The sequence below is a fragment of the Alkalihalobacillus sp. TS-13 genome (genome assembly GCF_019720915.1).
Classification (GTDB): domain Bacteria; phylum Bacillota; class Bacilli; order Bacillales; family Fictibacillaceae; genus Pseudalkalibacillus.
Genome location: NZ_JAHKSI010000002.1, coordinates 358,949 through 372,117 on the forward strand (window position 1 = coordinate 358,949; position 13,169 = coordinate 372,117).

Annotated in this window: 11 protein-coding genes; 4 read left to right on the forward strand and 7 right to left on the reverse strand. The window is 41.6% G+C overall.

Annotation, left to right across the window (positions count from 1 at the left end):
• Positions 1–74 precede the first annotated feature (74 nt).
• Both KOL94_RS18550 and KOL94_RS18555 read right to left on the reverse strand, forming a co-directional pair.
• On the reverse strand, positions 75–953 hold the full coding sequence (locus KOL94_RS18550) for a patatin-like phospholipase family protein (protein ID WP_221568125.1): 879 nt from the start codon (positions 951–953) through the stop codon (positions 75–77).
• Between the two features lie 192 nt (positions 954–1,145).
• On the reverse strand, positions 1,146–1,337 hold the full coding sequence (locus tag KOL94_RS18555; protein ID WP_221568127.1) for a hypothetical protein: 192 nt from the start codon (positions 1,335–1,337) through the stop codon (positions 1,146–1,148).
• 140 nt (positions 1,338–1,477) lie between these two features.
• Here KOL94_RS18555 and KOL94_RS18560 point away from each other — a divergent pair, with 140 nt between their 5' ends.
• Positions 1,478–1,774 (forward strand): DUF3784 domain-containing protein, encoded by a 297-nt coding sequence (locus KOL94_RS18560; RefSeq protein WP_221568129.1) that lies wholly within the window; start codon positions 1,478–1,480, stop codon positions 1,772–1,774.
• A 105-nt stretch (positions 1,775–1,879) separates the two neighbouring features.
• Complete coding sequence (locus tag KOL94_RS18565) at positions 1,880–2,056, forward strand: hypothetical protein (RefSeq protein WP_221568130.1); 177 nt, start codon at positions 1,880–1,882, stop codon at positions 2,054–2,056.
• A 1,007-nt stretch (positions 2,057–3,063) separates the two neighbouring features.
• On the opposite strand, the gene KOL94_RS18570 is transcribed toward KOL94_RS18565, so the two are convergent.
• Positions 3,064–4,053 (reverse strand): zinc-binding dehydrogenase, encoded by a 990-nt coding sequence (locus KOL94_RS18570; RefSeq protein WP_221568131.1) that lies wholly within the window; start codon positions 4,051–4,053, stop codon positions 3,064–3,066.
• Between the two features lie 117 nt (positions 4,054–4,170).
• Here KOL94_RS18570 and KOL94_RS18575 point away from each other — a divergent pair, with 117 nt between their 5' ends.
• Together KOL94_RS18575 and yfkAB are read left to right on the forward strand one after the other, a co-directional pair.
• Positions 4,171–4,635, forward strand: a complete 465-nt coding sequence (locus KOL94_RS18575) for a GNAT family N-acetyltransferase (protein WP_221568133.1) — start codon at positions 4,171–4,173, stop codon at positions 4,633–4,635.
• A gap of 80 nt (positions 4,636–4,715) precedes the next feature.
• On the forward strand, positions 4,716–5,834 hold the full coding sequence (gene yfkAB / locus KOL94_RS18580) for a radical SAM/CxCxxxxC motif protein YfkAB (RefSeq protein ID WP_221568135.1): 1,119 nt from the start codon (positions 4,716–4,718) through the stop codon (positions 5,832–5,834).
• 32 nt (positions 5,835–5,866) lie between these two features.
• On the opposite strand, the gene KOL94_RS18585 is transcribed toward yfkAB, so the two are convergent.
• From KOL94_RS18585 to KOL94_RS18600, 4 genes are all read right to left on the reverse strand, one after another.
• On the reverse strand, positions 5,867–6,301 hold the full coding sequence (locus KOL94_RS18585; RefSeq protein WP_221568137.1) for a GNAT family N-acetyltransferase: 435 nt from the start codon (positions 6,299–6,301) through the stop codon (positions 5,867–5,869).
• 3 nt (positions 6,302–6,304) lie between these two features.
• Positions 6,305–7,285, reverse strand: a complete 981-nt coding sequence (locus KOL94_RS18590; RefSeq protein ID WP_221568139.1) for a S66 family peptidase — start codon at positions 7,283–7,285, stop codon at positions 6,305–6,307.
• A 531-nt stretch (positions 7,286–7,816) separates the two neighbouring features.
• Positions 7,817–10,222: an immune inhibitor A domain-containing protein gene (locus KOL94_RS18595; RefSeq protein WP_483298091.1), complete on the reverse strand. Its 2,406-nt coding sequence runs from the start codon at positions 10,220–10,222 to the stop codon at positions 7,817–7,819.
• Between the two features lie 316 nt (positions 10,223–10,538).
• Entirely contained in the window at positions 10,539–12,947 is a 2,409-nt protein-coding gene (locus KOL94_RS18600; RefSeq protein WP_221568140.1) for an immune inhibitor A domain-containing protein, read from the reverse strand.
• Positions 12,948–13,169: the final 222 nt, after the last annotated feature.

The following is a 13,169-nucleotide window of genomic DNA, read 5'->3' on the forward strand; positions in this document are numbered from 1 at the left end:
CCCCTCGAGAAAATGTTTAACATTTTCCCATACCCTTATTTCGACGAATTAAACATTATTTTAAAATTAATGAGTTAAGTTGTTACCTCCAACGTTTTTTCTCGAGTACCGATCCATTCTTTCAAAGCATTTAAATGCTTGGCGGCATCCTGATACCCCTGGTCATAAAGTGCCGTCAGTTTGACTGGGTTTCTTTCGATCCGGCTCACTTTCAGTGGCTCAGTCGGACGGATGACATAGACATCACCAGCCTTTTCTTTCTCTTTTATATAAGTCATCGTTTCATTGTAGACCTGAAATCGTTTCTCCATTTTGTTGACGAGCCCTTCATATGTCGGATAGAACTTCCTAGTAAACCAGTTCATTCTTGATTGCTGTTTAATATAACCATCGTTCCGCGTAAGGATCAGTATATTCTTCTTGTTTCCGTCCAGTTCTGATTTTCGGATCGGAATCGGGTCCGATATCCCTCCATCCATCAAGCAGCGGTTCTCCATTTCAATGACCGGTGCCATGAATGGTAATGAGCTTGAAGCTCGCAGGATAGGCAAAATTTGATCCATGTATTCCGATTTCTCAAAATAGACCGGTTCACCCGTCATGCAATCTGTCGTTCCGATGACGAATCGTTCCTTCGCCTCATGGAATTTGTCATAGTCGAACGGTACAAGCTTATTCGGGATTTCATCAAAAATCAGGTCCATACCGAATAACTGGCGTTTCTTCCATAAATTTTTCAATGAAATATATTCAGGATGCTTCGAAAAACCGATCGTAACCTTCTTATTACGCCCAAATTGTCGGGACAGATAAGAAGCAGCATTACAGGCACCGGCAGATACACCGATCACATATGGAAGATAGAAATCCTGTTCCATAAAATATTCCAAGACACCAGCAGTATAAACACCGCGCATGCCTCCACCTTCTAACACAAGCCCTGTTTGGTCCATTTCAATTCAACACCCCTTGTACTACGTATCTCACTTTAGTTTATCAAAAATACAGAGCATTCCGCAGGGAAAATATGTATATCAGTATAAAATAGATGGAGACAAACGAAAAGCCAAACGGCTCACAACGTTCAACCCTTCAAGGTGCTGAATGTTTCTGAGTGTTTGGCTAAAAATTCAATTTCCCATTGATTATGTTGGCGGAGGTTCACTTCTCTCCCCGCCTGTATGACGGTGTTGTGTTTCATTCATTTTGGCTTGAGATGGCCGTTCCTGGTGTTCACGTGAGTTCAAATGGAGATCATCTTTCTTTTTATTCGTATACTCATAGTAGATGGCAACGATCAGGACAATTAAAAGCGGAATCAGAACCATCATCCACATCACCCGACACCTCCTTTACACCTTTCATACCCGTTCCAGCAGGTTGATAACCCACAGATCGTTTTGTTTCGGAAAATCGTTTACACCATACAAATCCTTATGTAAAGTAGTAAACAGATAACGTTAAAGGTGGTCAAAGAATGGTTACAAAACAACTCGTTGCGGTTTTTTTAATTGGGGGCAGCTTGTTTCTGTTAGGAGCAGGATTTTGGTTAAAAAAATCCATATTCCTTATCAAACATTATGATGAAAGCTCGATCGAGGATAAAAAAGGATTGGCAAAGGCAGCTGGACTATATGTGATGACCATCGGAGTGATGATTTTCTTAGCGGCTCTATTAGCACAATTGATCGGGATCTATGCCTGGATCATCCTGGGTATTCTGATCTCACTATCTTCCGTATTTATGCTGCGTATCATGACCAAGTACGTATAAATGGAGAAACGATGACACTTTGCTGTTCATCGTTTTTTTAGCATCTAATATGGTAATTTCTGTTATAATCAATAGAAGGAAATATACATTAGGAGGAGAAAATTGATGACGCTTGCTTCAAGTATTTTTGGTCTACTCTATATTCTTTTCATAATCGGTCTATTCGGGTTATGTATTTATGTGTTGATCACTTTCATCAAATTCATGAAACAAAAACAAGCAAGTGACTATGAGCTGAATGAAAAGCTTTCCCTCCTTATTGAGGAGATTCGATCAAAATAGCCTAAACTACTCAGCTCAAATTACAAGGATGGAATGTAAGTCCGGTGTCTTGTAGGGAAAGTTGAATCAGCACAAGGAAAGATTCTAAGAATTCTCTGTGCAGCCAAGGTCCTGCCCAAGTTAGGACGGTTTTGGGAATTCCCAGCAAAACTTAAACCTTTCCAAAATGCTCAGTCCCTACTTCAAAATCGGTGTTTTAATCAGACTATGGGTGAAAACAGATTAATTAAGACATAATTGGATGATAATTATTCATAAAATGCAGAGGTAAATAAGGGAAAATGATAGGTCAACTCATATGAAATTCTGATTTATCTACAAAAAACAGATAGTAAATTACAAAAATTTGAAATTACCAACAAAAACGAGGATTTATCTCCAAAAATCCGAAATTAACTACAAAAACAAGTTTTTATCAACAAAACACAAAAACATTCCTCTGATTAAAGCCAAGCCTTAGCGGAGAATGAGCGATAGTTGCACTGACACTGAAGAAGTGCTTCAAGTACGAAAAAACCTCCTCCGATTTCGGAAGAGGTTTTCTCTTAGGGTTTAGGGGTTAGGGGGATAAAAGGTTGTTAGTATAAGGATACCCCGTCCATAATTTTTTAAACTTAAAAAAACAAAAATTTTATAGTTTTTTTTGACTATTATTTAAAATAGATTCTAGTTCTTTCGTAACATTTATGTAATATTCGTAATAAACCTGAAACCTGTTCGCGGTTTATTCGTCTATATAGACAAATAAACTTTTTTAAAGGGGTAGATTACATATGAACACATTCATGGATCTTTTTCGTCCGTTACTTGCTGGAACTATCGCTGTCCTTGCTTTTATCTTTGTTGCCCTTTCATTCTGGAATCTTCTTTCGTAGTAGACGGCCTATCGTTTGCCTGCGGAAAGGTAGTGAATTTCGCAAAAATCAACAATAAATATAACAAACCAAATGTAAAAAAGAAAGGATTGGACGTGGCTGTTGGTGGCCATCGTTCAATCCTTTTCATGTTCAAATCGTGAATCCTATTTTTCCGAACTGTTTCGCGTCTTCCAATCTTTTGAACGCTTCGTGTGCCTCATCTAATGAAAATGTTCGATCCATTACAGGTTTGATATTGTATTTTTTGATAAAAGAGAGCATTTCTTTGAATTCTTCATGGCTCCCCATGGTAGACCCTAATAAATTGTATTGGCCATAAAAGAAATTGCGGATGTTGATCGTTACCTCATCTCCAGCTGAAGCCCCAAATGTGACAACTGTGCCCCCCGGTTTCACTTGTTCAAGCGATTTCTGGAACGTTGCAGCACCTACACTCTCAATCACCAGATCGGCTTTTTCACCTTTCATCGCTTCATCCCAGTTTGATTCACTGTCTATTGCGTGATCAGCCCCAAGTTTTAAAGCCTGGTTCCGTTTTTCTTCGCTTCTGGAAGTGACAGTGACTTTCGCCCCGACTGCTTTTGCATATTGTAAAATGAACGTGATGACGCCACTCCCGACTCCTGGGAGCAACAGATGGTCCCCTTCTTGAAGGTTTCCTCTGGTAAAGAGCGCTCGGTAAGCCGTTAAGGCAGCTAGCGGCAATACCCCCGCTTCTTCCCAGCTCAGATGTTCAGGCTTCGGCTCAACCTGATTTGCTGGCACTGCCACTTCTTCAGCAAACGTCCCATTCGAAGGATAGCCTAAAATGCCGAATCCCTCTGGCGGGGCTGGTGAATTTTTCTGCCAACCAAGGCCAGGGTTTATGACAACTTCATCTCCTACGGAAACGGCTGTCACACTAGAACCGGTTTCCGTTACGATTCCTGCTCCATCTGACCCGACAACAAAAGGTCCTTCATCTTCTCCATGTCGATGTAGGACGAACAGATCCCGATGGTTCAAGCCAGCAGCTTTCAACTGGACTTTCACTTCATCATCTTTTAAAACGGGAGACTCGAATGACTGTACATTCATACCTTCCATGCCTTTTGGATTCGTATGTACGATCGCTTTCATTCCATATCCTCCTCCTTTTTTCATTATTATTACACAATTCAACCGTGTTACACGAATAAGACGCTTCGGAATCTCTTCTCACATAATATGGTAACATGGTAAAAAGGAGGTTTTTCCATGATTCGATTTCAACAGATGACAAATCAGGAGTTTCAAGCCTTTCGAGATCGTTCACTCAATGAGTATATTGAAAACATGAGGAAGAATTACGACATGCCGATTGAGAAGGCAACCGAAAATGCAACCAAACAATTCGATGAGTTATTAAAGGATGGCTTACATACGGAAAATCAATATCTCCTTCATGTCGTGGATGATCAGACAAATGAAAATGTCGGGGTGATCTGGTATAACTACAAGGAACAGGAGCGCCAGGTCTTTATCTATGAAATTTGGATGGATCCGGATAAGCGTGGTAAGGGTTATGGTACACAAACATTAGATGAACTGCATAATAAAGCGAAGGATTTAGGAGCGAATAAAGTCGGACTACACGTATTCGGTCAAAATACCGGAGCTATTGCACTTTACAAAAAACTCGGTTATGAAGAAAACAGCATCGTCATGACAAAGAAATTATAAGAATATTGCGCAACCGCCATTTCTGAAAAGTATTCATGGTATAGTGGGTAGAGAATTACGTCATCAAAGGAGTTCTTTTCATGATAAAAGAAACACATTCACCCAAAATCACACCGGAAAATGATCCGTGGGAGGCTTATCTGGATGTCACTGAACACGGGCAAATGGTGTTGAGCAATATTGAATTCACGACAACAACAATCTGCAACATGCGTTGTGAACATTGCGCAGTAGGCTATACATTACAGCCGAAAGACCCGGATGCACTTCCGGTCGATTTGATGATACGTCGGCTTGAAGAAATTTCTCACCTTCGTTCGATCAGTATTACGGGCGGCGAACCGATGCTCTCCATGAAATCCGTTAAAAACCATGTCGTTCCATTACTCCGTTATGCGCATGAAAGAGGCGTCAGGACCCAGATCAATTCGAACCTCACCCTTGATTTGAAACGGTATGAACTGATTACACCTTATTTAGATGTACTACATATTTCTCATAACTATGGTTCAATTGAGGATTTTAGCGAAATTGGATTTGCAATGATGAAGAAAAAGCCTACTAATTCTCAACGGGAGCACTACTTCCATCGGATGGTGGAAAATGCGAAAGCTCTCACAAGTGAAGGGGTGATTGTCTCTGCGGAAACAATGCTGAACAAACGGACTTTGCCCCATCTCGAAGCGATTCATGAACAGATCGTTGACATGGGCTGTCAGCGGCATGAAGTCCACCCTATGTACCCTAGTGATTTCGCGAGCGGTTTAGAGGCGGCGACGCTCCCTGAGATCCGTAAAGGCATCCATCGATTGCTGGATTCTCGGGACCGTAACACGTGGATGCTGTTCGGAACCCTCCCTTTTTACGCGTGCAGTGATAAGGAAGAGGACTTGATTCTGTTGAACCGGTTATACAACGAAAAGAATGTCACTGTCAGGAATGATCCCGATGGACGCTCCCGTCTGAATGTTAACATTTTCGACGGAAGTGTGATCGTCACTGATTTTGGTGACGCACCTCCACTCGGAAATATTCAGGAGGATCGCTTACAAGATATCTATGCCCGATGGATGAAAAGCAGGTTGGCTCAAACCGTCAATTGCCACTGCCCAGCCGTCCAATGCCTCGGACCTAACATTCTTGTAAAAAACGCATATTATCCAGAAGAAGACTTCACTGTTAAAAAAGCGAATATATAAAAAACAGGGGCTGATCACATCAGCCCCTGTTTTTACAACTGTTTTTCCAATATGATTTTCGGGTCACCTTTCTCATCCGTAAACGTACCGATAACGTCAAATCCGTTTTTGATATTAAGAATCAGCATGCTCCGCCACTTGTTTTTTGTATGTGTCCGGATCGTCTTATACCCGTGCTTCCTACACCAGTCATGTTGACGGATGAGAAGTTCCTCGCCTACACCTTTACCTCTCTGATCAGGATGAACACCACCTAACCAGCTATAAAAATGGTTCGCCTTCCGTTCATACCCGATTTTATAACCGATCGGTGTTTCCTTATCATAGACCGCCAATATGCAGGGACGGTGCTTGGTCTGCAGTTCTTCAAGAAAGCCGTTTATCGAGCTGAACACCAGATTGTGTAACGCACATAATTGATCAAGTGTCCTTTCATCAGGCATACTTGTAAAAATCCGGATGTCCATCGATCAGTGCTCCAGTATTTCGATTTTGGACTCTTGGCCGTTTGCTAGGATTCTAGCTTTCCCACCTATCGGGAAAATTGATGTAGGCTGAGTATGACCGAAGTTCACATTCGAAATAACTGGGATACCTTTCAATTCAGCTTTACGTTCGATGATCAAACGCAGCGTTTCATCCGAAATATCAGATTGCGGCTGGAACCTGCCAATGACGAGAGCTTTGATCTTATCCGCATCAGGTAAGTGCAGCAATGACTGCAAATCACGATCGAAAGTCAGGTCCTGAGTCAAGTAATCATCTTCAATGAAAAGAATTTTATCTTTTAAAGATGGCATATACTCCGTTCCCTGCAAAAGGTTCAACGTACAAAGGTTTCCGCCAATGATCGTCCCTTCCGCTTCACCCTCCTGCAGCACATCAAATGGACCTTGCTCATTGAATGTACGATTCTCCTGATCTCTGAACCATGGATCGTCACTCCAATAATCTGCTGGATAGAGTTCATACGGCTCTTCTGCAAATAAGCACTTTTTGAATAGATCTTCTGTGTACTCTAGACCTTTTTTCATACCGAATGTCGAAAAATGCGGACCTGAATAGGTGACCAGATCGGATTGTGTATAGATTGCCGTACCTAGTGCAGTGATATCCGAGTAACCACAAAGGATTTTCGGATTGTTATGGATCAAATCATAATCCAAATAACGGAGGATTTGGTTCACATTATAACCACCAAGGAATGTCAGGATCGCTTTCACGTTTGGATCTTGGAAAGCATCATGGAGATCCTTTACTCTTGATTGGATGCTGGATGAAGTGAATTCATCCGATTCATTGACATGTTGCCCTAATGTGACGCGCAGCCCCATTTCTTCTAATCTCTCAATGGAATGTCGTGCGTTTTCCTCTTGGTTGATACTCATGCTGGTAGAAGGGGCAACTACCCTTACCTCATCACCAGCCTGTAGTTTGTTTGGAATTCTCATAGACTCTCTCACTCCCCTAAACGTTTGTAATATTTTCCTATCATACCAGAATGGGAGAAAAAAGGAAGGGATTTTTCAAGGTTTTGTGAATCCGAGGATTAATCATTGGAACCATTTCTAAAAGAAGCCTTGTGATGACCGATAAATTCCCATCCTTTGTAATATTTGAACAGCCAAACCTAAGACGCTTGTTGAGCGTTTGTTTAACCCATAAGTGCTGTACAAAAAGAGAATTTATCAAGACTCCTTGATGAAGCAGTTTCATAAAGACCGTTAACGGACACAGGAGACCTTATTTTCCAAAACTCGTTAATTTTTTATAAAATAACGGACACCAGCGCTCTTATTTCGTTAAAAACTTAGCAAATCAGCTCATTTGTTCATAGATAACGTCTCTGGTGTCCGCTAAATTCTAAAACACTTCATTTTTGTTACAGATAACGTCTCTGGTGTCCGTTACGGCTTCAGCCCTTTTAACGGTAAAAAAGCCAGCCTTGAATTGTTTTCAAGACTGGCTTATCTTTGTAACCATTATTTATAAATTTTCACTTTTCCGACTGTTCGATCATCGCTTTGTCCGATTACACGGAATTTCAAACCGTAGTTCGGCACGTTACGTCCAGCATCTACTAATCCTGGGTTCAGGTAGTTTTTGCTGTCATTGAACAATGGATTACGTTTTGTATGATGGTCTTTCATGGTGACACCTAATGTCTCAGAGTAGTCCAAGAACATTTTCTCGCTCTTATCCAGGCTGAATGCTGCATCATGAATTTGATAGCGCGTCGATCCTACTGCTCCATCACTCCAATAAATTGGTTTCTGATCCGCATCGACAACACCAAGGAATCCTTCACCAGGATGGACACCTGTCCAGTTGTTATCATAAGAATCATCCACATACCATACAAGAAGTCCATCATCATAGTTCATCAAGCTGTTGCCGCGACGGATATGAGAAAGCCCTTCGTCTACGCCATTGTGGGATCTCCATTCAAGTAGATAGTAGTGTTCTGACGTAAATGTACCTGTATCTCGCTTGAATCCATGTAGATCGAATGCTGCATCTGCTTCTGATTCTGCTCCATCAGATACAACCTCACTACCATCTGCAGTGACAGAAACATTATCTACATACATTCCATCAAGGGTAGTGCCCCAGTCTGTCATATAACGGTATTGCAGTTGGATGTTTTGTCCAGCGTACTCACTTAAATCGATTGTTTCGTGCACCCAACCGTCACTAGATCCCGTGTATCCAGGCATGTTTTCTTTGATTGCTGGATAACCATCTTCAACAATGTCAGATGAAGTGTTTGGTGTCGAGAGTGAATTCCAAGTTTCTCCACCATCAGTTGAAACCTGTACCATTCCAAAGTCCCAATTCGATTCGATATTATACCAAACATCATAGTCTAATGTTGCATTCGTAGCGTTAGTAAGATCTACTTCAGTAACCATTTGATGGTCGATTTCATCACCTGTGCCGCCAAAGTACTCATAGTCACCGCTTGCAGGGGTATTGACGACGGTCTCTTTGTCAGGAAGGTCGATGCGTACTGCATCATTATTTGTACCTTTTGTGACAGCTTCATCAAGTAGCACTTCAGTCCCTTTGCTTGTTACCTCATCCGCATGGACCGTCGCACCAGTCAACCAGTTGCTTCCAGGCATTGAAGAATGCAAGAATTCTTTCGACCATGCACTAAATCCTGTTGGCTCAGTTCCTGGAATATCGCCTGCCCAGCTTCCACTAGACATGATGGACCAATAAGCGACGGCTTCACCAGCACCTGAATAGACCGTATCGTATTCATCCGGTAATCCTAAGTCATGTCCATATTCATGTGCGAATACACCAGCTGCACCGTCTGCTGGCTCAATTGTGTAATCGTAAGCCGCCATTTCTCCACCCCAGTAAGGGACTTCAGCTTCAGTACCTGGGAGGGCTGTAACTCCGCCCAAGTTCCAACGGTGTGACCAGATCGCGTCTTCACCTAGTTGCCCGCCGCCTGCTTCTTCACCAACAGAGGAGTGAACGATCATCAGGTGGTCGATCAATCCATCTGGCTCACGGTAATTACCGTCACCATCAAGATCATAACGGTCTTCCTGATCATACTCACTCAAATCCAAGTTTGGATCTGCAGCTGCGGCCATCAGTGCTTCTTTTACTAGTCCACGAGCATCAGAGTCGTTATCATTACTGTTATTCCCACCATATGCTGCAGCTGGTTTAGAAGCTTTATACCAGCCTGCAACTTCACCTTCTATTGAGTAACTTCCACCAGATTGCTCTTCATAGTATTGTTTGACGGATACGAGGTTCTCTCCATTCGGACCTTCATAGCCATCGTCACTGAACAGCATGTCTGTATAATGCTCTTTAGCATAATTCTCATAATACATGTCTGTACTTTCAGGGATGATGTCAGAGGATGGGAAATCCGGATATTCGATTAATAGAGCAAGTACTTTGTCAGTCCGTGTCCCGCCATTCCATTCTTCTTCTATAACTCCATCAACTTTGTTCTTTTTAGCTTTCCCTAATTTATTCCCTTTTCCATTTTTCAGCCCGTTCTCTTTCATGTCCTTCACTAATTTTTCTTTTGATTCCTTTGCTTCATCATGAAGCTCTTCCCCATGATGCACATGCTTTGAATTATCAGATCGCTCTTTCAAGTATTTCTTCAATGCTTTTTCTGCTTCTGCAGGTGTCGCATTCTTTGAAATCTTTCCGCTTCCTTTAAGCATTTCTATCAATCTCTCATCATTTGCAATCCCGAGATCGATCGGTGCTCCTGCATAAGACTTTGAAATGCTTTCTTTGATATGCTCAGCTTCTGCGTGTTGAGGTGATGAAAATGTACCATATGTAAGCGTACTGATCCCCATCATGACTGCTAGTGCCGTTGAAACTACCTTACTATTCTTCACGTAACACCCTCCCTAAACTAGTAAATTATTTATATCTTGTAATACTTTTACAATAATACCAAAGTAGTAGAATATTGTAAATATTATGAATAATGTTCTGCAAAAGTAGTTATATTTCGACAGGTTTCATGTAGAAATCTTCAAGATTTCCAAGATAGGAGGGACTTTATACTGTAGGAATTGGCCATAAATTCTTTCAATTAGCATTCATACAACATTTGTTTTTACAGGTCTTCGATTAGAGATAACAAAAATCCCGAATAATGGCTGTTTTAATCCATCATTCGGGATACAATAATTTACTAAAGTTTGGTTTCTATTTATAGATTTTTACTTTTCCGACTGTTCCATCTCCACTCTCGGCAAGCACACGGAATTTCAATCCGTAAGTAGGGACGTTACGTCCTGCGTCTGGAAGTACCGGAGTCATATATTTCTTTGAATCATCAAAGAGCGGTGTTCTTTCTGTTGCATTATCCTTCATCGTAATACCTAACGTATCACTGTAATCAAGGAACATCTTTTCAGTTTTACCTAAACCAAATGCTGCATCATGCATCTGATAACGTGTAGTACCTAACGCACCATCACTCCAACGGTTTACAATTTGGTCAGCGTCTACTACACCTAGGAATCCTTCACCAGGATGGACACCCGTCCAGTTGTTATCATAAGCATCATCCACATACCATACAAGAAGTCCAGCATCATAATTCATCAGGCTGTTTCCACGACGGATATGTGAAAGTCCTTCGTCAACACCGTTGTGGGATCTCCATTCAAGTAGATAGTAGTGTTCTGACGTAAATGTACCTGTATCTCGCTTGAATCCGTGTAGATCAAATGCTGCATCCGCTTCTGATTCTGCCCCGTCAGATACAACCTCACCACCATCAGCAGTGACTGTTACATTATCTACATACATTCCATCAAGAGTCGTACCCCAGTCAGTCATGTAACGGTATTGTAATTGGATCGTTTGTCCAGCGTATTCACTTAAATCGATCGTTTCGTGCATCCAACCGTCACTTGATCCAGTATAACCAGGCATATTTTCTTTGATTGCCGGGTATCCATCTTCAACAATATCAGATGTAGTGCTTGGCGTAGAGAGTGAGTTCCAAGTTTCTCCACCATCAGTTGAAACCTGTACCATTCCATAGTCCCAATTCGATTCGATGTTATACCAAACATCATAGTCTAATGTTGCGTTCGTTGCATTCGTAAGATCGACTTCGGTAACCATTGTGTGGTCGATTTCATCACCTGTTCCACCAAAATACTCATACTCTCCACTAGCTGGCGTGTTGATTGTGTTTACTTTATCTGGAAGGTCTATACGTACTGCATCATTATTTGTACCTTTAGTTACAGCTTCATCAAGTAGCACTTCAGTTCCTTTGCTTGTTACCTCATCCGCATGGACCGTCGCACCAGTCAACCAGTTGCTTCCAGGCATTGAAGAATGCAAGAATTCTTTCGACCATGCACTGAACCCTGTAGGTTCTGTCCCAGGGATGTCACCTGCCCAGCTCCCACTTGACATGATTGACCAATAAGCAACGGCTTCACCAGCACCAGAATAGATTGTGTCGTATTCATCCGGTAATCCTAAGTCATGTCCATATTCATGTGCGAAAACCCCAGCTGCACCATCTGCAGGTTCGATCGTGTAATCATATCCATACATGGTACCTTGTCCCCAATAATCGACTTCAGGTTCAGGGGACCCAGTGATCGGGAATATCCCTCCAAGAGACCAACGATGTGACCAGACAGCATCTGCACCAAGTCCGCCACCACCTGCTTCTTCACCAACAGAAGAGTGGACGATCATCAAGTGGTCGATCAATCCATCCGGCTCACGGTAGTTACCGTCACCATCAAGGTCATAACGGTCTTCCTGGTCATATTGGCTTAAATCCAAATTAGGATCAGCAGCAGCAGCCAAAAGTGCTTCTCTTACTAAAGCACGTGGATTGGAATCATTATCACTCGCATTATTCCCACCGTAGTACGCTGCTGGATTCTTTGCTTGGTACCATCCTGCAACTTCACCTTCGATTGTGTAGCTTCCGCCTGATTGCTCTTCATAGAATTGTTTGACGGATACGAGGTTTTCTCCATTTGGCCCAGTATAGCCATTGTCACTGAACAGCATTTCTGTATAATGCTCTTTCACATAATCTTCATAATACATATCTGTATCGCCAGCTTCGATCTTAGACGCTGGATAATCAGGGTATTCAATCAATAGAGCAAGAACTTTATCTGTACGGGTTCCGCCATCCCACTCTTCTTCTGTTACCCCGTCAACTGTTTCACCTTTTGTCTTGCCATTTTTCTTTCCTTTACCTGAATCCAATCCATTGCTTTTCATTTGTGCTTGAAGTTGTTCTTTAGATTCTTTGGCTTCATCTTCAAGCTCTCCGCCATGCGAATGTTTACCATTCGCAGCTCTTTCTTTCAAATACTTATTTAATGCTTTTTCTGCTTCTGCAGGTGTCGCATTCTTTGAAATCTTTCCGCTTTCTTTCAGCATTTCTATCAATCTCTCATCATTTGCAATCCCGAGATCGATCGGTGCTCCTGCATAAGACTTTGAAATGCTTTCTTTGATATGCTCAGCTTCTGCGTGCTGAGGTGATGAAAATGCACCGTATGTAAGCGTACTGATCCCCATCATGACTGCTAGTGCCGTGGATGCTATCTTCTTCTTTTTCACCTGGTAATGCCCTCCCCTAAACTATCAAAATATAATATTCTAATACTTTTGTAGTAATAGTATCAATTTGACGAAAAATTGTAAATATTATGTTTAATAATAAAGAAAAAGGGGAAAATAGACATATTTTTGTATAATTTTGAAAATCAATGAAGTGTATGATGGTAGAAAACACCTCTGTAACTTGCATTAAATGGTAATTATATTCTAATTAATACCGTT

Coding starts and splice junctions, on each gene's coding strand:
- KOL94_RS18550 (WP_221568125.1), bottom strand. CDS start 953: ATGGACCAAACAGGGCTTGTGTTAGAAGGTGGAGGCATGCGCGGTGTT.
- KOL94_RS18555 (WP_221568127.1), bottom strand. CDS start 1,337: ATGTGGATGATGGTTCTGATTCCGCTTTTAATTGTCCTGATCGTTGCC.
- KOL94_RS18560 (WP_221568129.1), top strand. CDS start 1,478: ATGGTTACAAAACAACTCGTTGCGGTTTTTTTAATTGGGGGCAGCTTG.
- KOL94_RS18565 (WP_221568130.1), top strand. CDS start 1,880: ATGACGCTTGCTTCAAGTATTTTTGGTCTACTCTATATTCTTTTCATA.
- KOL94_RS18570 (WP_221568131.1), bottom strand. CDS start 4,053: ATGAAAGCGATCGTACATACGAATCCAAAAGGCATGGAAGGTATGAAT.
- KOL94_RS18575 (WP_221568133.1), top strand. CDS start 4,171: ATGATTCGATTTCAACAGATGACAAATCAGGAGTTTCAAGCCTTTCGA.
- yfkAB (WP_221568135.1), top strand. CDS start 4,716: ATGATAAAAGAAACACATTCACCCAAAATCACACCGGAAAATGATCCG.
- KOL94_RS18585 (WP_221568137.1), bottom strand. CDS start 6,301: ATGGACATCCGGATTTTTACAAGTATGCCTGATGAAAGGACACTTGAT.
- KOL94_RS18590 (WP_221568139.1), bottom strand. CDS start 7,285: ATGAGAATTCCAAACAAACTACAGGCTGGTGATGAGGTAAGGGTAGTT.